The 23,469-nt window shown below is 67.5% G+C and carries 23 protein-coding genes; 14 read left to right on the forward strand and 9 right to left on the reverse strand.

Translation table 11 applies throughout. The features are described from left to right. Positions 1-2 precede the first annotated feature (2 nt). From sufB to GGQ96_RS06155, 7 genes are all read left to right on the forward strand, one after another. The gene (gene sufB, locus GGQ96_RS06125) at positions 3-1,475 is read left to right on the forward strand and encodes a Fe-S cluster assembly protein SufB (protein WP_184112654.1); all 1,473 of its coding nucleotides are present in this window, start codon (positions 3-5) and stop codon (positions 1,473-1,475) included. Positions 1,476-1,517: 42 nt separating this feature from the next. Continuing rightward, a complete protein-coding gene (gene sufC / locus GGQ96_RS06130; RefSeq protein WP_184112656.1) occupies positions 1,518-2,261 on the forward strand; it encodes a Fe-S cluster assembly ATPase SufC in 744 nt (247 codons plus the stop codon). Then, a complete protein-coding gene (locus GGQ96_RS06135; protein ID WP_343058940.1) occupies positions 2,258-3,334 on the forward strand; it encodes a SufD family Fe-S cluster assembly protein in 1,077 nt (358 codons plus the stop codon). Before sufC ends, GGQ96_RS06135 begins: the two co-directional genes overlap by 4 nt. Further along, positions 3,331-4,554 carry a SufS family cysteine desulfurase gene (locus GGQ96_RS06140; RefSeq protein ID WP_184112658.1) on the forward strand — a complete coding sequence of 408 codons (1,224 nt, stop codon included), beginning with the start codon at positions 3,331-3,333 and terminating at the stop codon, positions 4,552-4,554. Before GGQ96_RS06135 ends, GGQ96_RS06140 begins: the two co-directional genes overlap by 4 nt. A 9-nt stretch (positions 4,555-4,563) precedes the next feature. After that, positions 4,564-5,007, forward strand: coding sequence for an SUF system Fe-S cluster assembly protein (locus GGQ96_RS06145; protein ID WP_184112660.1), 444 nt, complete (start codon positions 4,564-4,566; stop codon positions 5,005-5,007). Next, positions 5,007-5,360 (forward strand): HesB/IscA family protein, encoded by a 354-nt coding sequence (locus tag GGQ96_RS06150; RefSeq protein WP_184112662.1) that lies wholly within the window; start codon positions 5,007-5,009, stop codon positions 5,358-5,360. The genes GGQ96_RS06145 and GGQ96_RS06150 overlap by 1 nt, the downstream gene beginning before the upstream one ends. Before the next feature lie 61 nt (positions 5,361-5,421). After that, on the forward strand, positions 5,422-5,640 hold the full coding sequence (locus tag GGQ96_RS06155; RefSeq protein ID WP_184112664.1) for a hypothetical protein: 219 nt from the start codon (positions 5,422-5,424) through the stop codon (positions 5,638-5,640). A gap of 56 nt (positions 5,641-5,696) precedes the next feature. On the opposite strand, the gene GGQ96_RS06160 is transcribed toward GGQ96_RS06155, so the two are convergent. Together GGQ96_RS06160 and GGQ96_RS06165 are read right to left on the reverse strand one after the other, a co-directional pair. Further along, positions 5,697-8,480: a TonB-dependent receptor plug domain-containing protein gene (locus GGQ96_RS06160; RefSeq protein WP_184112666.1), complete on the reverse strand. Its 2,784-nt coding sequence runs from the start codon at positions 8,478-8,480 to the stop codon at positions 5,697-5,699. 210 nt (positions 8,481-8,690) lie between these two features. Then, the gene (locus GGQ96_RS06165; RefSeq protein ID WP_184112668.1) at positions 8,691-10,223 is read right to left on the reverse strand and encodes an aldehyde dehydrogenase (NADP(+)); all 1,533 of its coding nucleotides are present in this window, start codon (positions 10,221-10,223) and stop codon (positions 8,691-8,693) included. A gap of 189 nt (positions 10,224-10,412) precedes the next feature. Between GGQ96_RS06165 and GGQ96_RS06170 the strand changes: the two genes are divergently transcribed. Both GGQ96_RS06170 and GGQ96_RS06175 read left to right on the forward strand, forming a co-directional pair. Continuing rightward, the gene (locus GGQ96_RS06170) at positions 10,413-12,209 is read left to right on the forward strand and encodes an IlvD/Edd family dehydratase (RefSeq protein WP_184112670.1); all 1,797 of its coding nucleotides are present in this window, start codon (positions 10,413-10,415) and stop codon (positions 12,207-12,209) included. A gap of 27 nt (positions 12,210-12,236) precedes the next feature. After that, positions 12,237-13,106 (forward strand): SMP-30/gluconolactonase/LRE family protein, encoded by an 870-nt coding sequence (locus tag GGQ96_RS06175; RefSeq protein WP_184112672.1) that lies wholly within the window; start codon positions 12,237-12,239, stop codon positions 13,104-13,106. A gap of 68 nt (positions 13,107-13,174) precedes the next feature. Here GGQ96_RS06175 and GGQ96_RS06180 read toward each other — a convergent pair whose 3' ends face one another. Beyond that, a complete protein-coding gene (locus tag GGQ96_RS06180) occupies positions 13,175-13,765 on the reverse strand; it encodes a CC0125/CC1285 family lipoprotein (RefSeq protein WP_184112674.1) in 591 nt (196 codons plus the stop codon). A gap of 509 nt (positions 13,766-14,274) precedes the next feature. Between GGQ96_RS06180 and GGQ96_RS06185 the strand changes: the two genes are divergently transcribed. The 3 genes from GGQ96_RS06185 to GGQ96_RS06195 are packed head-to-tail and all read left to right on the forward strand — an operon-like array spanning position 14,275 to position 16,150. Continuing rightward, positions 14,275-15,150 (forward strand): 2-dehydro-3-deoxygalactonokinase, encoded by an 876-nt coding sequence (locus tag GGQ96_RS06185; protein WP_184112676.1) that lies wholly within the window; start codon positions 14,275-14,277, stop codon positions 15,148-15,150. Beyond that, positions 15,147-15,764 (forward strand): 2-dehydro-3-deoxy-6-phosphogalactonate aldolase, encoded by a 618-nt coding sequence (locus GGQ96_RS06190; protein WP_184112678.1) that lies wholly within the window; start codon positions 15,147-15,149, stop codon positions 15,762-15,764. The genes GGQ96_RS06185 and GGQ96_RS06190 overlap by 4 nt, the downstream gene beginning before the upstream one ends. A 26-nt stretch (positions 15,765-15,790) precedes the next feature. Further along, a complete protein-coding gene (locus GGQ96_RS06195) occupies positions 15,791-16,150 on the forward strand; it encodes a ribonuclease H family protein (protein WP_343058941.1) in 360 nt (119 codons plus the stop codon). Positions 16,151-16,314: 164 nt separating this feature from the next. Here the strand turns inward: GGQ96_RS06195 and GGQ96_RS06200 are convergent, their stop codons facing one another. Together GGQ96_RS06200 and GGQ96_RS06205 are read right to left on the reverse strand one after the other, a co-directional pair. Further along, complete coding sequence (locus tag GGQ96_RS06200) at positions 16,315-16,512, reverse strand: hypothetical protein (RefSeq protein WP_184112680.1); 198 nt, start codon at positions 16,510-16,512, stop codon at positions 16,315-16,317. A 93-nt stretch (positions 16,513-16,605) separates the two neighbouring features. Further along, on the reverse strand, positions 16,606-17,667 hold the full coding sequence (locus GGQ96_RS06205; RefSeq protein WP_184112682.1) for a ribonucleotide-diphosphate reductase subunit beta: 1,062 nt from the start codon (positions 17,665-17,667) through the stop codon (positions 16,606-16,608). A 98-nt stretch (positions 17,668-17,765) separates the two neighbouring features. On the opposite strand from GGQ96_RS06205, the gene GGQ96_RS06210 reads away from it, so the two are divergent. Beyond that, positions 17,766-18,800: a glycosyltransferase gene (locus GGQ96_RS06210; protein ID WP_184112684.1), complete on the forward strand. Its 1,035-nt coding sequence runs from the start codon at positions 17,766-17,768 to the stop codon at positions 18,798-18,800. A 1-nt stretch (position 18,801) separates the two neighbouring features. Here GGQ96_RS06210 and GGQ96_RS06215 read toward each other — a convergent pair whose 3' ends face one another. After that, complete coding sequence (locus GGQ96_RS06215; protein ID WP_184112686.1) at positions 18,802-19,002, reverse strand: hypothetical protein; 201 nt, start codon at positions 19,000-19,002, stop codon at positions 18,802-18,804. After that, a complete protein-coding gene (locus tag GGQ96_RS06220) occupies positions 18,999-20,120 on the reverse strand; it encodes an acyltransferase family protein (protein WP_184112688.1) in 1,122 nt (373 codons plus the stop codon). The genes GGQ96_RS06215 and GGQ96_RS06220 overlap by 4 nt, the downstream gene beginning before the upstream one ends. A gap of 56 nt (positions 20,121-20,176) precedes the next feature. On the opposite strand from GGQ96_RS06220, the gene GGQ96_RS06225 reads away from it, so the two are divergent. Further along, positions 20,177-20,428 (forward strand): DUF2171 domain-containing protein, encoded by a 252-nt coding sequence (locus GGQ96_RS06225; protein ID WP_125995175.1) that lies wholly within the window; start codon positions 20,177-20,179, stop codon positions 20,426-20,428. Between the two features lie 212 nt (positions 20,429-20,640). On the opposite strand, the gene GGQ96_RS06230 is transcribed toward GGQ96_RS06225, so the two are convergent. Together GGQ96_RS06230 and GGQ96_RS06235 are read right to left on the reverse strand one after the other, a co-directional pair. Further along, positions 20,641-22,638 carry a ribonucleoside-diphosphate reductase subunit alpha gene (locus GGQ96_RS06230; RefSeq protein WP_184112690.1) on the reverse strand — a complete coding sequence of 666 codons (1,998 nt, stop codon included), beginning with the start codon at positions 22,636-22,638 and terminating at the stop codon, positions 20,641-20,643. 394 nt (positions 22,639-23,032) lie between these two features. Continuing rightward, positions 23,033-23,425: a hypothetical protein gene (locus tag GGQ96_RS06235; RefSeq protein WP_184112691.1), complete on the reverse strand. Its 393-nt coding sequence runs from the start codon at positions 23,423-23,425 to the stop codon at positions 23,033-23,035. Between the last annotated feature and the right edge of the window lie 44 nt (positions 23,426-23,469).

The raw sequence follows: 23,469 nt of genomic DNA on the forward strand, positions 1-23,469 counted from the left end.
TCATGGCGACCAAGAACGCAGAGGCCCATGCGGCCGTATCCAAGAAGTATGAGTGGGGCTTCGCCACCGATATCGAGCAGGACTTCGCGCCCAAGGGGCTGAGCGAGGACACCGTGCGCTATATCTCCGCCAAGAAGGGCGAGCCCGAATGGATGCTCGACTGGCGGCTGAAGGCGTTCCGCCTGTGGCAGACGATGGAGGCGCCGGACTGGTCGAAGCTCAACGTCCCGCCGATCGACTATCAGGATGCCTATTATTACGCCGAGCCCAAGGCCAAGGCGACGATCAAGTCGCTCGACGATCTCGATCCCGAGATCCGGCGGACCTATGAGAAGCTGGGCATCCCGATCGAGGAGCAGAAGCTGCTCGCCAATGTCGAGGGCGCGGAGCCGCCGCGGCGCGTGGCGGTCGACGCGGTGTTCGACAGCGTGTCGGTCGCGACCACCTTCCGCAAGGAGCTGGAAGCGGCGGGCGTCATCTTCCGCTCGATCAGCGAGGCGATCCGCGAATATCCCGACCTCGTTCGCAAGTGGCTGGGCAAGGTCGTTCCGCAGCGCGACAACTACTTCGCGACGCTCAACAGCGCGGTCTTTTCCGACGGCACCTTCGTCTATGTGCCCGAAGGCGTGCGCTGTCCGATGGAGCTGTCGACCTATTTCCGCATCAATGCGGAGAATACGGGCCAGTTCGAACGCACGCTGATCGTCGCCGACAAGGGGGCGTACGTTTCCTATCTGGAGGGCTGCACCGCGCCGATGCGCGACGAGAACCAGCTCCATGCGGCGGTGGTCGAACTGGTCGCGCTGGACGATGCCGAGATCAAGTACTCGACCGTCCAGAACTGGTATCCGGGCGACGAGAACGGCGTCGGCGGCATCTATAACTTCGTCACCAAGCGCGCGCTGTGCCAGGGCAGGAACAGCAAGGTGTCGTGGACCCAGGTGGAGACCGGATCGGCGATCACCTGGAAATACCCGTCCTGCGTACTGGCCGGGGACGGCTCGGTTGGCGAATTCTATTCAGTGGCGGTGACCAACAATCGCCAGCAGGCCGATACCGGCACCAAGATGATCCACCTAGGCAAGAATACCCGCTCGACCATCGTGTCGAAGGGGATCAGCGCGGGGCGGTCGGACAACACCTATCGCGGGCTGGTCCGGGTCGGGCCGACCGCGGAGAATGTCCGCAACTTCACCCAGTGCGACAGCCTGTTGCTGTCGGACCAGTGCGGCGCACATACCGTGCCTTATATCGAGGTGCGGAATCCCAGCGCGCAGATCGAGCATGAGGCGACGACCAGCAAGATCAGCGAGGACCAGCTCTTCTACGCCATGTCGCGCGGGCTGGACCAGGAAGCGGCGGTGGCGCTGATCGTCAACGGTTTCGCCCGCGAGGTGCTGAAGCAGTTGCCGATGGAATTCGCCGTTGAGGCGCAGAAGCTGCTGGGAATTTCGCTCGAAGGTTCGGTCGGTTGATATTCGCTCCTCCCCGGCGGGGAGGGGCTTGAAGGATGAATGATGCTGAAGATTGAAAACCTCCACGCCGAGATCGACGGCAAGCCGATCCTCAAGGGCCTGACCCTGACCGTCAACGCGGGCGAGGTCCATGCGATCATGGGCCCGAACGGCGCGGGCAAGTCGACGCTCGGCTATGTGCTGGGTGGCCGGCCCGGATATGAGGTGACCAAGGGCTCGATCAGCTTCGATGGCGAGGACCTGCTCGAGATGGAACCGCACGAGCGCGCCGCCGCCGGCGTGTTCCTGGGCTTCCAATATCCGGTCGAGATCCCCGGTGTGTCGAACGTGCAGTTCCTGCGCGAGAGCCTGAACGCGCAGCGCGCGACGCGTGGGGAAGCGCCGCTGTCGGGCGCGGAGTTCCTGAAGGTCGCGCGCGCGCAGGCCGATGCACTGGGCCTCGACCAGGAGATGCTGAAGCGACCGGTCAATGTCGGCTTTTCCGGCGGCGAGAAGAAGCGCAACGAGATGGTGCAGATGGGCATCATCGACCCCAAGTTCGCGATCCTCGACGAGACCGATAGCGGCCTCGACATCGACGCGCTGCGCATCGTCGGCGACGGCATCAACCGGATCATGCGCAAGGCCGACAAGGCGGTGCTGCTCATCACCCATTACCAGCGGCTGCTCGACTATGTCCGGCCCGACGTGGTGCATGTGCTGGCGGACGGCCGCATCGTCCGCACCGGCGGCCCCGAGCTCGCGCATGAGCTGGAGCGCGAGGGCTATGGTCAGGTGGCGGCGTGAGCGTGCTGGAACTTCCCTCTGTCCGCGAGGAGGGCTGGCGCTGGTCCGATCCTGAGGCGATCGCGGCGGCCGCCGCGATGTCCTGGTCGGATGCGCCGGTCGATCCGGCCGACTATTTTCTCGACCTGCCCGGCGCCCGCATCGTGGTGCGCGACGGCGAGGTCGATCAGGCGGCAAGCGACCTGCACCGGGTGACGCTGGGCCATGTTGAGGCGGCGGAGCACGCACTCGGCCGCCGCACCGCCGGCCCCGGCTGGGTGCTGGAGCTGGCGGAGGACGCCGCCGCGCACCCGGTGCAGATCGTCCATGTCTCGACCGGTGGCAGCAACCACTTCGCGGGTGCGATCCGGCTGGCCGACGATGCCGCCGCGCAGGTGGTGGAGACCTATGTCGGTGCCGGCTGGGCCAATCGCGGCCTGTCCGTGACGCTTGGCAAGGCAGCGCGGCTGATGCGCGCGGTGCGGCTGATCCAGGCGGGCGGCTTCACCTCGCTGCGGGAAGATGCGACGCTGGGCCAGGGGGCGAGCCTCGTCACCAGCTTCCTGGGTGCGGGCGCGGCCGGCACGCGCATCGACGCGACGATCGTCGCGGGCGAGGGGGCGTTCGCCGAATATGGCGGCGCGCTGCTGAGCGCGGGCGAGCAGCGGCAGGAATGCGCCGTTGCCGTCCGCCATGCCGAGCCGAACGGCCAGTCGCACCAGCTCTGGCGCGCGGTCGCGGCCGATCGCTCGACCGCTAGCCTGGCGGCGCGGGTCGAGGTGGCGCGCCATGCGCAGAAGGCCGACGGCGAACAGTCGCTGCGCGGCCTGCTCCTCAAGCGCACCGCCACCGTCAACCTCAAGCCCGAGCTAGAAATCTTTGCCGACGACGTGAAGTGCGCGCACGGTGCGACGGTCGGCGAGCTGGATGCGCGCGCGCTGTTCTATATGCAAAGCCGTGGCATTCCGCGCGCACGCGCGCAGGCACTGCTGACCCGCGCCTTCGTCGCCGATGCGCTCGACCGGATCGGCAGCGTGGTGGTGCGGGAGGCGTTCGTCGCGGATGCCGACGCCTGGCTGGCGGCAGCGCTGTGAGCGTTTTGACCGCCCCCGCAGCCAGCGCGCCGCTCGACACGGTTGCCGATTTCCCGGCGATCCCGGACGGCTGGGCCTATCTCGACACCGCCGCCACCGCGCAGAAGCCGCAGGCGGTGGTCGACGCGATCACTGCCGCTTATGGCGAGACCTATGCCACGGTGCATCGCGGCGTGTACCAGCGTTCGGCGGACATGACGCTGGCCTATGAGGCGGCGCGGCGGCGGGTGGCAGGCTTCATCGGCGCCGGCTCGCCGGACGAATGCGTGTTCGTGCGCGGCGCGACCGAGGGGATCAACCTGGTCGCGCAATGCTGGGCGGGAACGCAGCTCAAGGCCGGGGACCGGATCCTGCTGTCGATGCTGGAGCATCACAGCAACATCGTGCCGTGGCAGATGGCGGCGGAGCGGGTCGGCGCGGCGATCGACGTGGTGCCGCTGACGACGGATGGCCGCATCGACCTGGATGCAGCGGCGGCGATGCTGACGCCCGCGCACAAGCTGGTCGCCTTCGCCCATGTCTCCAACGTGCTGGGTTCGGTGCTCGACGTGGAGCGGGCGGTCGCGCTGGCGCATGGCGTCGGCGCCAAGATCCTGATCGACGGGTGCCAGGCGGTGCCGCGCGTGCCGGTCGACGTGACCGCGCTGGGCTGCGACTTCTACGTCTTTTCCGGCCACAAACTCTATGGGCCGACCGGCATCGGCGTGCTGTGGGGCAAACCGGACCTGCTCGACGCCATGCCGCCGTGGCAGGGGGGCGGGTCGATGATCGACAAGGTCAGCTTCCAGCGCACGACCTATGCCGCGCCGCCCGGCCGGTTCGAGGCGGGGACGCCGCATATCGTCGGTGCGTTGGGGCTGCACGCCGCGATCGATTATGTCGAATCGATCGGCCTGGAGCGCATCCATGCGCATGAGACGGCGCTGGTGGCCCAGGCGCGTGACGCGCTGGCGACGATCCCCGGCGTGCGGCTATTCGGGCCGGCGGACAGCGCCGGCATCGTCAGTTTCGCGATGGAGGAGGTGCATCCGCACGACATCGGCACCATCTTGGACGAGGCGCGGGTCGCGATCCGGGCCGGCCATCATTGCGCGCAGCCGCTGATGGAGGCGTTGGGTGTGGCGGCGACGGCGCGGGCCAGCTTCGGCGTCTATAACGGCCCGCGCGACGTCGAGGCGCTGATCGCGGGCATGGCGCGCGTGGCGCGGATCTTTGGGTAGGACATGGGCATGAGCGACTTTTCGGTCGAAGAGGTGGACGGCGTGGCGTCGCCGCCCAAGGCGCGGGTCGAGGATGCGCCGCGCGAGCGCGACTATCTCGCCGGCTTTCTGGCGCAGAAGCCGCAGGGCGATGCGCCGGGCGAGCCGGGCGGCGCGCTCTATGAGGGTGTGATCGATGCGCTGAAGGAGATTTTCGACCCTGAGATTCCCGTCAACATCTATGACCTGGGGCTGATCTACGGCGTCGAGGTGACGGATGGCGGCCACGCGGTGGTGACGATGACGCTGACCACGCCGCATTGTCCGGTGGCGGAGTCGATGCCGGCGGAGGTGGAACTGCGTGTCTCGGCCGTGCCTGGGATCGCCACTGCCGACGTCAACCTGGTCTGGGACCCGCCCTGGGACCCGCAGAAGATGTCGGACGACGCCAAGCTCGAACTGGGGATGCTGTGATGACCACGACGCTCCGCCCGCGCCCCGCCGCCCTGACCCTGACCGCTACCGCGGAGGCGCGCATCGCCGCGTTGATGGCTAAGGCGCCCGAAGGGGCGATCGGCGTCAAGCTGTCGACGCCGCGTCGCGGCTGTTCGGGCCTGGCCTATTCCGTGGACTACGTCACCGAGGGCAAGCCGTTCGACGAGCGGATCGACACGCCCGGCGGTACCCTGTTCGTCGATGGCGGCTCGATCCTCTACCTGATCGGCTCGACCATGGACTGGGTGGAGGACGACTTCACCGCCGGCTTCGTCTTCGCCAATCCGAACGCCAAGGGCGCGTGCGGATGCGGGGAGAGCTTCACCGTCTGACGGTGAAGGTGGTTGATCTCGGTCAGGGGCTGCGCGGCGTCAGGCATCCAAGCCCCGGCCCATGCGTATGGCCTCCATGACCGAGAAGAATGTCCCGCCCGGCCGCCCGCGTCGCCTGTTGCGTGTCTTCCTGATCGCCGCGACGGTGTTCGCGCTCGCCTGGATCATCGCCGTCACCGCCGAGGTGATCAGCGGTCGAACCAAGCTGAAGCAGCACCCCGTGCCCGCGCAACAGACACCCGGGCCGGAGGGGCAGCCGCCGCTGCAACCCCGCGCGTGAAGCATAGGGCGTCTTGAAGCGGAGGATGGGAGCGACGCGCCCCCATCCCCGACCGGTCAGAAGTTGACGGCCGCCCGTGCGTACAGAAACCGTCCGTTGAACCCGAAGGGCGAGAAGTTGCTGTAGGGCAGGAACTGGTAGGTAGCGGGATAGACGCCGCCGACGTTGGCCGGACGCGGACCGAAGGGCCGGCGATCCGGGTAGACGTCGAACGCGTTATCGACGCCCAGGGTCAGTTGCACGCCGTGCAGTTCATAGCTCAGCGAGAAGTCGGTGATCCATTTGGGGCTCAGCCGCTGATCGTCGGGACCCAGCGCCGTCAGGCTCGTGGCCTCGGCGCCGAGCGGCGCGGTCGTCTCGGGCGAAATCACCGAACCATAGCGGGTCGTCCGGGCCGACAGTCCGATGCCGGCGATCTTGCCGTCGGTGGCGAACACCGCCTTGGTGCGCGGCTGGCCCCGTTCGAAGCGGATACCTTCGACCCGGCCGAACAGCACCAGCCCCGGGATTTGCGCGAGCGGACCCAGGTTGTTGAGCCGGCGATCGATCTTGTTCTGCGTATAGTTGTACGCGGCCGACAGGTTCCACACGCCCAGTCCGCCCAGATTGGCGCGATAGGTCGCGACCGCATCCACGCCCTGCGTCGTCGTATCCAGACCATTGATGAAGAATCGCGCCGCGCCGACATTGCTGAAGCCGTTGGCGGTGAGGATCGCCTGCACCGCGGCATTCTGCGCCCCGCTGCCGACACCGGCCGCGCCGAGATTCTCCGACAGCACGATGCGGTCGCTGATCTTGATCCGGAAATAATCCACCGTCAGGTTGAAGCCCCGGAACGGATTGAGGGTCGCGCCACCCGAGAGGTTGAACGACTTTTCGGGAGCGAGCGGTTGTGATCCCAGCGCGCGGGCGACCGGACTGCTGACCGGCACCGTCGATACGTCGACCGGCACGCCGGCCAGGAAGTTGGTCGAGGTGGTGGTGAAGAACTGCTGGTGTAGCGATGGCGCGCGGAAGCCGTTCGACACCGAACCGCGCAGCGCGAAGCCCCGTGCGAGTTCGTACCGCAGCGCCAGCTTGCCGTTCAGCGTATCGCCGAAATCGCTGTAATGCTCGTACCGGCCGGCGGCCGTGGCGGTGAGGCCGGTGAACAGGTCGGCATCGAATTCCAGATAGCCGGCGAAGCTGTCGCGGTTGACATCGGTGCGGGCGGAGGCGGGCAGGCCGCCAAAGCCCTGGGCGCCCGCGGCTGCCGCCCGACCCGGGAAGGTGCAGATGCCGTTGGCGAAGACGCCGCCGAGCACGCCGCACTCCGCCGCGCTGCTCGCACGCGCCGGCGTGAAGAACGGACCGGTCTGATAGGATTGCGGATCGCCGGGCCGGATCTGGTAGATCTCGTGGCGATATTCACCGCCAAAGGCGAAGGACAGCGGCCCGGCCAGGCCAAGGTCGAACTGCCGCGCGAGATCGGCATTGGCCAGGATCTGCGAGAAGGCGAGGTGGCCGGCATCGAAGGACCGCTGGCTCTGCGGCCCGAACGACACGTTGATGCTGTCCTCGGTCCGGTAGCTCAATTCGTTGCGGCCGAAGCCCAGCGAGAAATCGCCCTTGAAGCCGGCGATGTCGGCGCGGATGCCACTGGTCGCCGACACGTCATCGATGTTCGATTGGATTTTGGGCAGATAGCCGTCCGGGGTCAGCCCGACGAAATTGGCGTTGCCGGGTACCGTCGCGGGCGTCAGCGTCGAGAAATCGCGATTGGTCGCGGCCGATTGCTGGCGGAAATTGGCGGCTGACAGCCCGTCCCGATGGCCATAGGTGAAGAAGCCGTAGAATTCGGCCGCGCCCAACGGCACGCTGGTGTTGATCAGGAAGTTGAAGTCTTCCGTCTTCGCGTCGCCATAGCGGAAATTCAGACGATCGAACGTCGTCTCGCGCGGGTCGAAGGTGGTCGAGGACGGTCGGATATAGTTGGGCCGCAGGTCATAGCCCTGCCGGTTGGTGAAGTTCCGGTCGCGATATTCGCCCGTGAAGTTGAAGAAGCCACCGTCGCCGACGGGCAGGCCCACGTTCACGCCGAAGGTGGTGTAGCCGCCGTCACGGGCCTTGCGCTCGCCCGAGCTGTTGGCCTGCAGGTAGCGCGTGTCCGCCGTGCCCAGCACCGGCTGGCCCCCCGAGGTGACGAGACCGTCGAAGTCCGACACGCCGTCGAGCGTGGTGACATATTGGCCGTAGCTCACCTGGGCCCGGCCCCCTGAACTGGCGGTCTTGAGCTGGACGTTGATCACGCCGGCGATCGCATCCGATCCATATTGCGACGACGCGCCGTCGCGCAGCACCTCGATCCGCTGGATCGCGAGCGCCGGGATCATGTTCATGTCGACCGCCGCCGCGCCGCGCCCAACCGTGCCGTTGATGTTGAGGAGCGCGGACACATGGCGGCGCTTGCCGTTCAGCAGGACCAGGGTCTGATCCGGATTGAGACCGCGCAGCGTCGCGGGACGGGTGACATCGGACCCGTCGGCGATCGACGGCTGCGGGAAGTTGAAGGACGGGACGAGCTGGTTCAGCGTCTTGTTGAGTTCGCCCGTGCCCGATGCCTGGAGCGCGCTGTCCGTGATGACGTCGATGGGCACCGGGCTGTCGGACACGGTCCGGTTGGAAACCCGGCTGCCGATCACGACGATCTGGTTGCCGCCCTCCGCGTCCGCCGGGCTCTGCGCGTCGGCTGCGGCTTCCTGGCTGGGTGCCGATTGCACGGTCTGGCCCATAGCCGGAGATGTCAGCGCCACGCACGACACGGACAGCGACAGGCCCGCGAACAGCTTCCCGTTTTTCATATTTCCCCCTGTTTCGAACGCCTTCCCAAGCATTCGATCGCGGGAGAGTGCATGAGGATCGGGAAGCCCGGCAAGTCGTGGGCCGGTGCGTCGCCGTCTTTTGACGCCAAGCTGTGTCGTCATGGCAACACGGGGCGCCGGCAGCGCCGGGTCGCAGCCACCCCGATCGCGACGGCCGAAACGCCGGTCGATCGGGGTGGCCCGCAGTGATCAGGCGCGCTGGCCGTCGAGCAGGCGCGGAGCGCCGGTGGCGCCGTCGCGCAGATCCTCGGGCAACAGGACGGGGGCCAGGTTCTGATAGCTGACCGGGCGCACGAAACGATCGATCGCCATGCTGCCGACCGAGGTGGTGCGGCCGTCCGAGGTGGCGGGGAAGGGGCCGCCATGCACCATCGCATGGGCGACCTCGACACCGGTCGGCCAGCCATTGGCCAGGATGCGGCCGGCCTTGCGCTCCAGAAGCGGGACGAGCTTGGCGGCGAAGTCCATATCGGCCTCGTCCATGTGCAGCGTCGCGGTCAGCTGACCCTCCGCGGCGCGCAGCACTGCCATCACCTCGACCTCGTCGCGGCAGCGGACCAGCAGCGACGACGCGCCGAACACCTCATGCCCCAGCGCTGCATCGGCCAGGAACGCATCCGCCGTGGTGGCGAAGAAGTTCGCCTGGCCCTGCGCCACGCCCTCGCCGACCTTGCCCCGCGCGATAGTTTCGACGGCGTTGTGGCCGGCCAGCGCCTCGGCGCCCCGCGAATAGGCGGCGTGGATGCCCTGGGTCAGCATGGTCGCGGCCGGCGCGTCGGTCAGCGCGGTGCGCGCCGCCTCGACGAAGGCGTCCAGCCCCTCGCCCTCGATCGCGAGCAGCAAGCCGGGATTGGTGCAGAACTGGCCCGCGCCCATGGTCAGCGAGCCGACAAAGGCGGTGCCCAGCGCCGCGCCGCGCGCCGCCAGCGCGTGCGGCAGCAGCACGACCGGATTGATGCTCGACATTTCGGCATAGACCGGGATCGGCACCTCGCGCGCCTGCGCCAGGTTCAGGAGCGCCAGGCCGCCCCCGCGCGACCCGGTGAAACCGACCGCCTGGATGCGCGGATCGCGCACCAGCGCCGCGCCCAGATCGTTGCCGGGGCCGACCAGATGGCCGAACACGCCGGCCGGCAGGCCCGACGCTTCGACCGCGCGCGCAATCGCGCCAGCGACCAGCGCGCCGGTATGCGGATGGGCGGGGTGACCTTTCACCACCACCGGGCAACCGGCGGCGAGCGCCGAGGCGGTGTCGCCGCCCGCGGTCGAGAAGGCGAGCGGGAAGTTGGACGCGCCGAACACCGCGACCGGCCCCACCGGCACCTTGCGCAGGCGCAGGTCGGGGCGGGGCAGGGGTTGGCGATCGGGCAACGCCGGATCGATGCGCAGGTCGAGATAGGCGCCGTCGCGCAGCACGGTCGCGAACAGCTTGAGCTGGCCGACGGTGCGGCCTCGCTCGCCCTCCAGCCTGGCGCGGGGCAGGCCGCTCTCGCGCATCGCCGTCTCGATCAGCACGTCGCCCAGCGCGATGATCTCCTCACCGATCCGGTCTAGAAAGGCGGCGCGATCCTCGCGGCTGGTGGCGCGGTAGGTGTCGAATGCACCCTCGGCGGCGGCGCAGGCCGATTCGACGTCGGCGAGGCCATGAACCGCGATCGGATCGCCGACGGTCGCGCCGGTGGTGGCATCGATGGAGTGGAAGGGGGTGGCGGAATCGCTCATGGGAATCTCCAATAACTCCGACTGATGTCGGGCCGGCACGGGCCGGGACGACCGGCATGTCGTCTCGGGACCTGTGCGCTCTACGAAACCGGATTGCGACCGTAAACCGGCTTGTCTGTCATATAATTGTCGGACTATAGATTGCATCATCTTCCACGCCTTCGGGCGAATAATGGACCTTAGAGGCTTATGACCGAGACGCCCGCTCCCCGGCTCCGCTCCCGTGCGTGGTTCGACAATCCCGCCAATATCGACATGACGGCGCTGTATCTGGAGCGGTACCTGAATTTCGGCCTGTCGCTGGACGAGCTGCGCTCGGGCAAGCCGATCATCGGCATCGCCCAGACCGGCAGCGACCTGAGCCCCTGCAACCGCCACCATCTTGTGCTGGCCGAGCGGGTGCGCGAGGGCGTGCGCGAGGCTGGCGGCATCGTGCTGGAATTTCCGGTCCATCCGATCCAGGAGACGGGCAAGCGCCCGACCGCCGGGCTGGACCGCAACCTGGCCTATCTGGGCCTGGTCGAGACGCTCTACGGCTATCCGCTGGACGGCGTGGTGCTGACGATCGGCTGCGACAAGACGACGCCGGCCTGCCTGATGGCGGCGGCGACGGTCAACATCCCCACCATCGCGCTGTCCGTCGGCCCGATGCTGAATGGCTGGCACAAGGGCGAGCGCACCGGCTCGGGCACGATCGTGTGGAAGGCGCGCCAGATGCTGGCGGCGGGCGAGATCGACGATGCGGAGTTCATCCGCCTGGTCGCCAGCTCCGCGCCGTCGACCGGTTACTGCAACACCATGGGCACCGCCACGACGATGAACTCGCTGGCCGAGGCGCTGGGCATGCAGCTGCCCGGCTCGGCCGCGATCCCCGCGCCGTATCGCGACCGCCAGGAAATTTCGTATCTTACTGGCAAGCGCATCGTCGAGATGGTCGCGGAGGACCTGAAGCCGTCCGACATCCTGACCAAGCCCGCGTTCCACAACGCGATCCGGGTCAATTCGGCGATCGGCGGCTCGACCAACGCCCCGATCCACCTGGCCGCGATCGCCCGCCATATCGGCGTCGACCTGCCGATCAAGGACTGGGAGACCGAGGGGCACAAGGTGCCGCTGCTGGTCAACCTGCAGCCGGCCGGCGAATATCTGGGCGAGGATTTCTACCGGGCGGGCGGCGTGCCGGCGGTGGTCAGCCAGCTGATGCAGCACGGGCTGATCCATGAGGACGCGCTGACCGTCAACGGCCGCACCATGGGCGACAATTGCCGCGGCGTCGCCATCGAGGACGAGAAGGTCATCCGCCCCTATAACGCACCGCTGAAGGAGGATGCCGGCTTCATCGTGCTGTCGGGCAATCTGTTCGACGCGGCGGTGATGAAGACCAGCGTGATCGGCCCCGAGTTCCGCGACCGTTATCTGAGCGACCCCAACGACCCCGATGCGTTCGAGGGCCCGGCGGTCGTGTTCGACGGGCCGGAGGATTATCATGCGCGGATCGACGATCCCTCGGTCGGCATCACGCCCGAGACGCTGATGTTCATGCGCGGCGCCGGCCCGATCGGCTATCCCGGCGCGGCCGAGGTCGTGAACATGCGCCCGCCCGCCTATCTCATCACCGAAGGCGTCCATGCGCTGCCCTGTATCGGCGACGGCCGCCAGTCGGGCACCAGCGGTTCGCCCTCGATCCTCAACGCGTCGCCGGAAGCGGCGGCGATGGGCGGCCTGGCGCTGCTCAAGACCGGCGATCGGGTGCGCATCGACCTGCGCGCCGGCACCGCCAACGTGCTGATCTCCGACGCGGAGCTGGCCGAGCGCCGGGCGGCGCTGGAGGCGGCGGGCGGCTATGCCTATCCGGCTTCGCAGACCCCGTGGCAGGAGATCCAACGCTCGGTGGTCGGCCAGATGAACACCGGCGCGATTCTGGAGGGGGCGGAGAAGTACCAGCGGATCGCCCAGACCATGGGCCTGCCGCGCGACAACCACTGAGGCGGCGGTCAGGAGGGGAGGACGAGGATGACGGTGCGCAATGTCTGGTCGCTCGGCGCGACGCTGGGCGAGGGGCCGGTATGGGACGCGCGCGACGGCGCGCTCTGGTTCGTCGATATCAAGCAGCACCGGGTCCATCGCTTCGACCCGGACGGCGGCGAGACGCGCAGCTTCCAGGCGCCCGCCCAGATCGGCTGGGTGCTGCCGGCTGAGGATGGCGCCTTCCTGGCGGGCCTCCAGACCGGGCTGCACCGCTTCGATCCCGACAGCGGCGCGTTCACGCTGCTGACCACGGTGGAGCCGGACCGGCCGGGCAATCGCTTGAACGACGCCACCGTGGCGGCGGACGGCGCGGTGTGGTTCGGATCGATGGACGATGGCGAGACCGCCGTGACCGGGCAGGTGCACCGCTTCCACGCCGGTACGCTGACGACCAGCGCGATCCCGCCCGTCGTCATCACCAATGGCCCGGCGGTGTCGCCGGACGGCGCGACGCTCTATCATGTCGATACGCTCGGCCGCACGATCCATGCGGTGCCGCTGGATGGTGCCGAGGCCGGCGTCCCTCGGCTGTTCGCGACGATCGCGGACGCAGACGGCTATCCGGACGGCGTCAGCGTCGATGCGGAGGGCGGTGTCTGGGTTGGTCTCTGGGGCGGCTGGTCGGCGCGCCGCTACGCGCCGGACAGTACGTTGGACCGGGTGGTGCGCTTCCCGGTCGCCAATATCACCAAGGTCGCGTTCGGTGGGCCGGACCTGCGCACCGGCTTCGCGACCAGCGCCGGCAAGGGGCTGAGTGAGGCGGAACGGGCCGCGCAGCCGGAGGCGGGCAGCCTGTTCGCCTTCGACGTCGACGTTCCCGGCCGCGTCTTGCCGCTGGCGAAGGTCTCTGCCTGACCGGGGGATCGCGTGGCGCGGGCCGGGGGGTCGCCGGGCGCGTCACGCGATCACCGGGTGTTCGCTGCTTACTTGGGCAGTTTGATCGTTGGGGTGAGCCGTTCGATCACCGTCTGCGCATCATAGGAATGCGGCGTGCTGGCGGTGACCGGCGTGTTCGACATCTTGATGACGGCGGTTGCCTGATAATTGTCGACGCTGTTGATGTCGACCTGGTCTCCCCAGAACGGGCCATCCTGCCATGGCGCCCAGGTGCGCCAGCCGAACGGGCCATGATAGCGCCAGCTCGGCGCCCAATAGCCGCCCCAGCCATTCCAGCCGAAGCCGGGGCCGGCGGGCTCGACATTTGCATAGATCGTATCATCCAGCGCGGTGTCGCCCTTCATCATGGTGAAGGTGCGGAATCCCTTTTGGATGGTCAACTGCGCCGCACGGTAGAACAGGTAGCGATCGACGGTATCCCGCGAAGTGACGGTATTGCCGGTGAAGTTGACTTCATAGGTGTTCGTCGACAGTTGCTTGTCGCTATAGCCTGGACTGTTCGCGCTGACATCGGCGGCGGGATGATAGGTGGTCGGGGTGGTGCATCCCGCCAATGCCAGGGAGGCGAGCAGGGCCGATGCGAGCAATCCGCGACGAGCAGTTCCGATTTTGACCATGATGATCACTCCTTGTTGGGGCTGGGAGAAGTGGTCCATGGGCATGCGTGCGGATGGGCGGCGGCCGAACACTGGCCGCGCTTCGCAAACCCTGGATGAGCGAAATCGATACGGATCAGACCTGTGCGCCGCCGCGCGACGGCTATGAAGAATCGGTGCTGCCTGGCTTATCGCGTTGAGAAGAAAGGCAGCAACAAGGCGCGAAAGGGCGACATCGGCCTGTATGGTCTTGGTCCGGCGGGAATTCCGCGACGGGCCGGCATTAAGGTGGCAGGGGATAGGGCATGGCCGACTCGCTGCAGCATTGAGACATGATCTTGGATCATGCGAAGGAACGACGATCTCCCGACATGTTTCCTATCATGGATTATTGTTCATGTTTGAGGCGGCACGCCGCTCGGCGGATCGTGGGCGGTGCTGCCGATGGGCCCGGTGCCGGGGTTTCGGGTTGGATCGAACCGGGGTTGCGGGCTATGCGCCGAATTCCCCGAACAGGAGATGACAAGCCTATGATCAGCGGACCGTTCATCGCCGTCGACTGGGGGACGACCAACCGTCGGGCGTGGCGGATCGAGGGGGGCGTCGTTACCGCCGAGGAGCGCGATGGCCGCGGCGTCACGTCGGTGCCGGCGAACGGCTGGGACGCGGAAGTGGCGGGGCTGCGCGATCGGCTGGGCGATCACCCGATGCTGCTGGCGGGGATGGTCGGCTCGACGATCGGCTGGCGCGCGGCGCCCTATGTGCCCGCACCGGCCGGACTCGCCGATCTCGCCGCGCATTGGCTGGCGGTCGACGGGCGCACCGTGATCGTACCCGGGCTGTCGACCCTGGCCGGGGGGCGAGGCGACGTGATGCGGGGCGAGGAGGTGCAACTGCTCGGCGCTGCGGCGGCCGGCCTGACGCCGGGCGACGCGCTGCTCTGCCAGCCCGGGACGCACTGCAAATGGGCGACGATGCAAGATGGCCGCGTCGCCGGCTTCGTCACCGCCATGACCGGTGAGCTGTTCGCGCTGCTGCGCGGGGGCGGGATTCTGGCCGCGCAACTGGCGGGCGAAGTGAATGCCGGCGCGGCCTTCGAAGCGGGCGTGGCGGAGGGGCGCCGGCGCGACCTGCCCGCCGCGCTGTTCGGCATTCGCACGGCCAAGCTGCTCGGTCTGCGCGACGATGCCGATGCGTCCTCCTATGCCAGCGGGCTGCTGATCGGCGCGGACGTCGCCGCGCGGCTGGCCGAGACGCCCGGCGCGACCGTCCATGTGCTGGCCGATCCGGTGCTGGGCGGTCTCTATGCCACCGCCATCCATCTCTGTGGCGGCACCGCGGTCGCGGTCGACAGCCATGCCGCCTTCATCGCGGGGATCACCCGCCTCGGGAGTTTCCTGCCATGAGTGATTTCGCTTCCTATTTTGCGCGCTGCCCGCTGGTCGCGATCCTGCGCGGGGTCAGCCCCGACGAGGTCGAGCCGATCGGCGAGGTCCTGGTCGCCGCTGGCTTCACGCTGATCGAAGTGCCGATGAATTCGCCCGAAGCGCTGGAGAGCGTCGCGCGGCTTGCCCGGCGGTTCGGCGAGGTGGCGATGATCGGCGCGGGCACCGTGCTGGATGTCGCGACGGTCGGCCGGGTGCGCGACGCGGGCGGGCGGATGGTGATCTCGCCCAACACCGATGTCGCGGTGATCGCGGCGACGGCGGCGGCCGGGATGGCGTCGCTGCCCGGCTATTTCACCCCGTCCGAGGCGTTCGCCGCGCTGGGGGCGGGGGCGAGCGCGCTCAAGCTGTTCCCGGCCGAGGCCGCCACGCCATCGGTGTTGAAGGCGCAGCGCGCAGTGTTGCCGCGATCGGTCCCGGTACTGGTGGTGGGCGGCGTCGCACCGGATACCATGGCGCCGTGGCGCGCGGTCGGGGCGGACGGCTTCGGTCTGGGATCGGCACTGTACAAGCCAGGCATGACGGCGGCCGAGGTCGGCGCGGCGGCGCGCGCCTTCGTCGCGGCGCTCGGCTGACCAGGGTGGCGCGACCGGGCGACCGGGTGAAGATCTTCTTCGACGGCGGCCTGCGCCCGGCGGGGATGGAATATGCGCTGGTCTGTCGTGGCGAGCGTCGCGTGCGGCAGGATCTGGGGCCGGGCACCAGCATGACCGCCGAGTGGCTGGCGCTGCTCGCCGCCACGCGCTGGGCGCTGGCGCTTGGCGGACCGGTGGTGCTGGTTGGCGACTCGGCGGCGGTGATCGCCCAGGCGCGTGGTCTGGTCCCTGCGCGCGGCGATCATGCGGCGCACTGGGCGGAGTGGCAGGCGCTGGTGGCGAGCGGGCCGCCGCCCACGCTGCGCCAGGTCAAGCGCGCGCAGAACCTGGCGGGCATCGCGCTCGATCGCTTGCCCGGACGGTGAGCGTCGCGACGGCGCGCGATTTTCGATGTTCCGCGAACAGGATCGGCTCATGTAGACGCGCATGCGTGTGTTTGTCGTCGGAGCGGGTCATGCGCCGTCGCACGGAGCCTTGGGCGTTCAGCGCCGGCGCGCGGCGCATCTCGCGACGTCGCGGCTCGCCGCGATCAGGGCCAGGCGTTGGCGAGCACCGCCAGATCGGCGGCATCGACCGGCGCGCCCGACCCGTCCGCCGCGATCCGATGGCCCCTGTCCTGTCCGCCTCCGGATGTCGAGCCGGCGACGTCGACCGCCGTCCAGATGATCCCCGCCGCCCATAGCAAGGCGAACCAGCGGCTGCGAAAGATGCGAGGCGAGGGGATCATGATCCCCTCATGCGCCCGCGATCCTTGCCAAGCCGTTGATCCGCGGGACCGAACGCGCGGCAACCGATCTGCCGCGCGCTCGGTCACTGGATGTCACTCCGCCGCGACGCCGGCCGTGCCGAACATGTCGGTCATCTCGCCCGCGCCGGCATCCTCATTGGCCGGCTTGCCGCTCTTGGCCTTCTGGCGCGTGTCGAACGCGTCCCACACGTCGTTCCACTGGCCGCGCGTCGCCGCCTTCGAATATTCCGTCGCCCGGGTCTCGAAGAAATTGGCATGCTCCACGCCGTTCAGCAGCGGGGTCAGCCAGGGCAGGGGATGTTCGTCGATCATGTAGATCGGCTTCAGGCCCAGTTGGCCCAGCCGCCAGTCGGCGATGTAGCGGATATACTTCTTGATCTCCTTGGGCGTCATGCCGTTGACTGGGCCCATCTCGAAGGCGAGATCGATGAAATTGTCCTCCAGCCGGATCGTCGTCTGGCAGACGTCAGCGATGTCGTCCTTCACCGCCCGGGTCAGGCACTGGCGCTCCTTGGTGAAGGCGTGGAAGAGCTGGATGATCCCCTCGCAATGCAGGCTTTCGTCGCGCACTGACCAGGTGACGATCTGGCCCATGCCCTTCATCTTGTTGAAGCGCGGGAAGTTCATCAGCATCGCGAAGCTGGCGAAGAGCTGCACGCCCTCGGTGAAGCCGCCGAACATCGCCAGCGTGCGCGCGATATCCTCGTCGCTGTCGACGCCGAAGCGCTGCAGATAGTCGTGCTTGTCCTTCATTTCCGAATATTCGAGGAAGGCGCCATATTCGCTCTCGGGCATGCCGATCGTGTCGAGCAAATGGCTATAGGCGGCGATGTGCACCGTCTCCATGTTGCTGAACGCGGTCAGCATCATCTTGATCTCGGTGGGCTTGAACACTCGTCCATATTTCTCGTGGTAACAGTCCTGCACCTCGACGTCCGCCTGGGTGAAGAAGCGGAAGATCTGGGTCAGCAGGTTGCGCTCGTGATCCGACAGCTTCTGCGCCCAATCGCGGCAGTCCTCGCCCAGCGGCACCTCTTCGGGCAGCCAGTGGAGCTGTTGCTGACGCTTCCAGAACTCGAACGCCCAGGGGTATTCGAACGGCTTGTACTGTTTCGACGCGGCGAGCAGGGACATGATAATTTCCTTAATGAAATCAAATGTGTGAAATGGGGACAGTGACGCCGCACCGGGTGCTCTTGCTGAAAGTGCTGCGCAGTTTATAGACTTGTCTTATGGAAATGCATCTGGGGGAGCAGCCGGCCCTTCGCGTCGTTAACGTCGCGGATCTGTCGCCGGTGGGGGAGCCGTTCGTCGAGCTGTTGTCCGTGGACGACCGGCCGTTGGAATGGGCGCGATATTCGGGACTTCCGGCCAACGCGCTGGAGCGGGCGCTGCCTCGTCCGCGCGTGTCGCGATACCGCGCCGCCTGGCAGGCGACGAACGCGGCGCGCGGCGCGACGGTGCTGGTGTCGCACCTGCCCCGGATGAGCGCGGCGGTGGCCGATGCGGCGCGGTTGCGCCGGATCACCACGCCGCATCTGGCCTTCTCGTTCAACTTCACCCAGTTGCCGGCGGCAGCCGCGCGATCGCGCTTCCGCCGCAGCTTGGCGAGCATCGACCAGTTCTGCACATATACCGGCTTCGAAGCCGACCTGTATGCCGATGTCTTCGCAATCCCCCGCGCCCGGTTCCGGCCCGTGCGCTGGACGCAGGACGCGCCGGTGCCGGGCGCGGTGCACCCGATGCTGCTGCCGTCCGGCCCGTTCGTGGCGGCGGTGGGCGGCGAGGGCCGCGACTTCGCGATGCTGATCGCGGCGGCGCGGGCGTTGCCCGACGTACCGTTTGTGGTGATCGCGCGGCAGACGCCGCTGCTGATGGATCCGCCGGCGAACATGACGGTCCACTTCAATCTGCCATATGCGACCTGCTGGGGGATCGCTGCACGGGCGGCGGCGCTGCTGGTGCCGCTGCGCGATGCCAATACCTGTTGCGGGCACATCACGCTGGTCAGCGCGCGGATGCTGGGCCTGCCAATCGTCACCACGATGTCGCGCGGCACCGACGAATATACGCAAGGGTTCGCCGGCACGACCCTAGTGCCCGCCGGCTCGGTGGAGGGCTGGGTAGCGGCGATCCGGACCATCATCGCCGATCCCGATGCGGCCCGCGCCGCCGCCGCGACCGACCGGGTCGAGGCGGCGACGCTGTACGACCGGGCGCATTGGGGCGCATATGTCGGCGATTTCGTCGCCCAGGCGCGGGCATAGGTCATGACGCGACCGTCCACCGCCACAGCGCGGTGGCGGACGCGCCGAGCATGATCGCGGCAGCCGTCGCCATCACGCCGCTCATCCGAAAGACGTAGCGCTTCGCTTCCGACAGCGGCGTGCGCAGCCGGAGCAGCAATCCCACGCCGATCCCACCGGACAGCGCGGCGACCGCATACATGATGGCGATGCTCCATGTCATCGGCCCATCATCCGGATCGCGCCGCCACCGACCAGACCGATGACTAGCAGCGAGTAGGCCGCGATCATCGCCGTCCGGCCGTGCGCGGGCGTGTACCAGCCGTCTCGCCGCGCCATCACCTGCCGGTCGATCACGAACCAGCTCGCGATCGCCACCGCGAGCGAGGCGAGAAAGGTCAGCGCGAGGACCGGGCCACGCCCCAGGTCACCGATCTGATGCAGCAGGACGTTGGTGGCGAAACCGCCGATCCACTGGTTGAGATAAAGCGGATAGGAAATAGCGCCGGCGAATACCGCGATCGCCAGCCGTCGGCCGGGCATGGCGAGTGCCAGGACCACGAGTACGGCGAAGATGGCATGAAGCGCCATCACGTCCCAGCGCCACATCAGCGCCAGCACGATGCAGGCTCCCGCCGCCAGCGTCAGGTGACGCGGCCAGCGGCCGGTCACCAGCGGCCGGCGCTGATGCACCACGGCCGCCAGCACGCCCAGCGCGATCGGGGCGAAGCGCGAGGGCAGCGCCATAAGTACGGCGGCGACGACCAGCCAGGGCCACGCCTTACGGCCGAACGGAAGCAGGATCATGAGCAGTGGCGCCGCGAGATAGAACTGCTCCTCGACGGAGATGCTCCAGAAGTGATTGCCGGTGCCGCCCAGCGGCATCTCCGTCAGCGCCTGGGGGAAGCGGGTGAAGGTGTAATGGGTGAAGGTGGCATCGTAGAAAAGGTACTTCAGCCAATCGAGCGAGAAGCCCTCTTTCGCCAGCGCGAGCGCATAGAGCAGCGCGGCACAGGCGAAATACGGCGCCCAAATCCGCGTAGACCGATTGTAGAAGAAGCGGGGCAGGTCAGACCGGGGGGTCTTCAGCAGGATGCCGCCGATCAGCCAGCCCGAGAGCGCCAGGAACACGTCCACCGCCAGACCGCCCCCCAATGGGCCGGGAAAGTGAACGCCCGAATGGTCGAGCAGCACGATCGAAGCCAACACGAAGCGCAACCAGTCGAAGGCCGGATATTGCGCAACCTTTCGCATCTCAGGATTGGTTCGTGCCGCTTGCGCCGGATTCAGCACGTCGAGCGTCGAGGCCGGTATGGTGGCGCCAGGAATATCGATGCTCATGCCACCATCTCGCATTCAGTGCGTTTGGCCACCGAACCCCACACAGGAGATTGCAGATGGTCGACGCCACCCAGATCAAGGAACATGCCGAAGTCATCGGTGCCGACGGCGTGCATATCGGCACCGTCGACCATGTCGAAGGCGACCGGATCAAGCTGACCAAGAACGACTCGCCCTCGACCGAGGATGGGCAGGGTGCCAAGCATCATTATCTGCCGATCGGTCTGGTCGCCGAGGTCGAAGGCGACACGGTCCGCCTGTCGGCGACTGCGCAGAACGCGCAGGACATGTTCGAAACCGCCGAGTGACGCGGCGTCGTCCCGGCGCATCACGCCGGGACGAGCATAGGACGCAGCAGGGGCGATGCCGGGCGACCGGCGTCGCCCTTCGCCTTTTGCGTTCCGGCGATCATCCTGGCGCTGCTCGTTGCCCATGCTGCTGCCCCGCTCGTCGGCCCAAGGGCCGGGTCGCCGGAGCATGCCACTCCGCGGCCCGACCCGCATTTCCCGTCCCTATGCCGTCACTGGCAAGCCAGGCACTCGTCGTAATCGGTGGTCTCGCCGAGCGAGAACTTCGGCGTGTCGATGGTATTGTCCGCCTCGACCCCGCCCTGGCCTTCGGACCCGGCGAAACCGGCGCGCTGCACCGACTTGGAGCGGAGATAATAGAGCGACTTGATGCCCAGCTCCCAAGCGCGGAAATGGAGCATCAGCAGGTCCCACTTCTCCACGTCCGCCGGGATGAACAAATTCAGCGATTGCGCCTGATCGATATAGGGCGTGCGGTCACCGGCCAGTTCGAGCAACCAGCGCTGGTCGATCTCGAAGCTGGTCTTGTAGCAATCCTTTTCCTCTTGCGAGAGGAAGTCGAGATGCTGGACCGAGCCGCCATGTTCCAGGATCGAGTTCCACACCGCATCGGTGTTCTTCGACTTTTCGTTGAACAGCTTCTCCAGATAGGGATTCTTGATCGAGAAGCTGCCCGACAGCGTCTTATGCGTGTAGATATTGGCGGGGATCGGCTCGATGCAGGCGCTGGTGCCGCCGCAGATGATCGAGATCGACGCGGTCGGCGCGATCGCCATCTTGCACGAGAAGCGCTCCATCACGCCGGCATCCGCCGCATCGGGGCAGGGCCCGCGCTCGGCCGCCAACGTCATCGACGCCTGGTTCACCTGCGCGTTGATGTGCTTGAAGATCTTCAGGTTCCACGACTTGGCCATTGCCCCTTCGAAGGGCAGGCCGCGGGCCTGGAGGAAGGAGTGGAAGCCCATCACGCCCAGGCCCACCGACCGCTCGCGGCCCGCCGAATAGGCGGCGCGCTCCATGCCGGGCTCGTGCCGGTCGATATAGTCCTGCAGCACGTTGTCGAGGAAGCGCATCACATCCTCGATGAACTGCTTGTCGTCCTTCCACTGGTCCCAGGTTTCCAGGTTGAGCGACGACAGGCAGCAGACCGCGGTGCGGTCGTTGCCCAGATGGTCGCGACCGGTGGGCAGCGTGATTTCCGAACAGAGATTGGATGTCGACACCTTCAGGCCCAGGTCGCGATGATGCTTGGGCATGGTCGAGTTCACATGGTCGGCGAAGACGATATAGGGCTCGCCAGTCTGGAGCCGGGTCTCGACCAGCTTCTGGAACAGCGAGCGCGCATCGACCGTGGCGCGCACCTCGCCGGTCTTGGGGCTCTTCAACTCCCATTCGCGACCGTCGCGCACCGCCTCCATGAAGGCGTCGGGGATCAGCACGCCGTGATGCAGGTTGAGCGCCTTGCGATTGAAGTCGCCCGAGGGCTTGCGGATCTCCAGGAACTCCTCGATCTCCGGGTGCGACACGTCGAGATAGCAGGCCGCCGAGCCGCGCCGCAGCGAGCCCTGGCTGATCGCCAGCGTCAGCGAGTCCATCACCCGGACGAAGGGGATGATGCCGCTGGTCTTGCCGTTCAGGCCGACCGGCTCGCCGATGCCGCGCACCTGCCCCCAATAGGTGCCGATGCCGCCGCCGCGCGAGGCGAGCCAGACATTCTCGTTCCAGGTGTCGACGATGCCGTTCAGGCTGTCGGGCACCGAGTTGAGATAGCAGGAGATGGGCAGGCCGCGCCCGGTGCCGCCATTGGACAGCACCGGCGTCGCCGGCATGAACCATAGCCGCGAGATATAGTCGTAGATGCGCTGCGCATGGGCGGCGTCATCGGCGTAGGCGGAGGCGACGCGGACGAACAGGTCCTGATAGCTTTCGCCCGGCAGCAGGTAACGGTCGTTCAGCGTCTCCTTGCCGAAGTCGGTCAGGAGCGAGTCGCGGCTGTGATCGACATCCAGCGCATAGGGCTGGGGCGCGATCGACTTGCTGTCGAGCGCCGCCGGGGCCTTCGCACCCGCGCCAGTCGGCTCGGCGGTGGGCGTCGCGGCCAGCTCTGCGGTGGAGGTGGCCGCAGCCTTGGCGGTGGCCAGGGCGACGGCTTCGAGCAAATCCATGGTGTCGGTGGTCATATCGCTGTCCCGGCCATCCCTATAATCCATCGCACGCCTCTTCCACCTTTTGTTCCCGGTCCGTTCGAATCGGCGCACGCCATTCGTCTACCACCTCCGCTAAGTCGCGGGGAGAACAAAAGAAGTCCATCGGTAGCGGAGCTACCGGCTGATCCGGTTTGCGTGGACAACGCGGACACCATCTCTTGGGTCCATCGATCGTCTGCGCCCCAACTGATTGTGGCAAAGCGGTGTGGGAGGCAAGCGTATAATCGTCTTGACAGGCGGTGCCGCCGAGCGGTCCGCAGCGCCCGGCCTGCCGCGACGCGTGGTTCTCCGCCGCTTCCATCATGCGCAAGAGGAATTAGCCGAAAGACAAATATTTTTCGGGGGTGGCGGTCGTCGAGATGGCATCGGCGGCGAGGGGCGTCGGCATCCCGACTCGTCAGGCCGCGGCGGGGTGGTCGCGCCGGGGCAGGAATTTGCCGGTGGTCCGGTCCAGCCCGCGCGCGGTGACGATATCGATCAGCGTGACCGCCCCGACAAAGGCGAGCGCCCCCCAGATCCGGCCGTTGCGCGGCGACCGCCGCGCCGCCAGGCCGAGCGTCCCCAGATCCATGGCGTCGCCCGCCACCCGGTTCCAGACATTGGCCGACGCGGCCGGCGCGGCGATCAGGCTGGCCCCGGCCAGCAGCTCGCGCGCGCCGAAACCCTTGATCAAGCCCTCATGCCCCTCGGCATCCAGCGCACGCGCGATCCGGCGCGCGCCAAACAGTTCGGCCGCGCCCAGCGCCAGCGAGAACATGCCAAGCCCCGCGCCCAGTGTCTTGTAGATCATCGTCTTTCTCCGTTGCGATCGCTTCGGCAACGGCACGGTTCAAG

Origin of the sequence: Sphingomonas abaci (assembly GCF_014199625.1) — a bacterium.
Classification (GTDB): Bacteria; Pseudomonadota; Alphaproteobacteria; order Sphingomonadales; family Sphingomonadaceae; genus Sphingomonas; species Sphingomonas abaci.

What these genes read in the sequence shown, in the direction of transcription:
- sufB (WP_184112654.1), top strand. Translation starts at nt 3, where the DNA reads ATGGCGACCAAGAACGCAGAGGCCCATGCGGCCGTATCCAAGAAGTAT.
- sufC (WP_184112656.1), top strand. Translation starts at nt 1,518, where the DNA reads ATGCTGAAGATTGAAAACCTCCACGCCGAGATCGACGGCAAGCCGATC.
- GGQ96_RS06145 (WP_184112660.1), top strand. Translation starts at nt 4,564, where the DNA reads ATGAGCGACTTTTCGGTCGAAGAGGTGGACGGCGTGGCGTCGCCGCCC.
- GGQ96_RS06150 (WP_184112662.1), top strand. Translation starts at nt 5,007, where the DNA reads ATGACCACGACGCTCCGCCCGCGCCCCGCCGCCCTGACCCTGACCGCT.
- GGQ96_RS06155 (WP_184112664.1), top strand. Translation starts at nt 5,422, where the DNA reads ATGCGTATGGCCTCCATGACCGAGAAGAATGTCCCGCCCGGCCGCCCG.
- GGQ96_RS06160 (WP_184112666.1), bottom strand. Translation starts at nt 8,480, where the DNA reads ATGAAAAACGGGAAGCTGTTCGCGGGCCTGTCGCTGTCCGTGTCGTGC.
- GGQ96_RS06165 (WP_184112668.1), bottom strand. Translation starts at nt 10,223, where the DNA reads ATGAGCGATTCCGCCACCCCCTTCCACTCCATCGATGCCACCACCGGC.
- GGQ96_RS06170 (WP_184112670.1), top strand. Translation starts at nt 10,413, where the DNA reads ATGACCGAGACGCCCGCTCCCCGGCTCCGCTCCCGTGCGTGGTTCGAC.
- GGQ96_RS06175 (WP_184112672.1), top strand. Translation starts at nt 12,237, where the DNA reads ATGACGGTGCGCAATGTCTGGTCGCTCGGCGCGACGCTGGGCGAGGGG.
- GGQ96_RS06180 (WP_184112674.1), bottom strand. Translation starts at nt 13,765, where the DNA reads ATGGTCAAAATCGGAACTGCTCGTCGCGGATTGCTCGCATCGGCCCTG.
- GGQ96_RS06185 (WP_184112676.1), top strand. Translation starts at nt 14,275, where the DNA reads ATGATCAGCGGACCGTTCATCGCCGTCGACTGGGGGACGACCAACCGT.
- GGQ96_RS06190 (WP_184112678.1), top strand. Translation starts at nt 15,147, where the DNA reads ATGAGTGATTTCGCTTCCTATTTTGCGCGCTGCCCGCTGGTCGCGATC.
- GGQ96_RS06200 (WP_184112680.1), bottom strand. Translation starts at nt 16,512, where the DNA reads ATGATCCCCTCGCCTCGCATCTTTCGCAGCCGCTGGTTCGCCTTGCTA.
- GGQ96_RS06205 (WP_184112682.1), bottom strand. Translation starts at nt 17,667, where the DNA reads ATGTCCCTGCTCGCCGCGTCGAAACAGTACAAGCCGTTCGAATACCCC.
- GGQ96_RS06210 (WP_184112684.1), top strand. Translation starts at nt 17,766, where the DNA reads ATGGAAATGCATCTGGGGGAGCAGCCGGCCCTTCGCGTCGTTAACGTC.
- GGQ96_RS06215 (WP_184112686.1), bottom strand. Translation starts at nt 19,002, where the DNA reads ATGACATGGAGCATCGCCATCATGTATGCGGTCGCCGCGCTGTCCGGT.
- GGQ96_RS06220 (WP_184112688.1), bottom strand. Translation starts at nt 20,120, where the DNA reads ATGAGCATCGATATTCCTGGCGCCACCATACCGGCCTCGACGCTCGAC.
- GGQ96_RS06225 (WP_125995175.1), top strand. Translation starts at nt 20,177, where the DNA reads ATGGTCGACGCCACCCAGATCAAGGAACATGCCGAAGTCATCGGTGCC.
- GGQ96_RS06230 (WP_184112690.1), bottom strand. Translation starts at nt 22,638, where the DNA reads ATGGATTATAGGGATGGCCGGGACAGCGATATGACCACCGACACCATG.
- GGQ96_RS06235 (WP_184112691.1), bottom strand. Translation starts at nt 23,425, where the DNA reads ATGATCTACAAGACACTGGGCGCGGGGCTTGGCATGTTCTCGCTGGCG.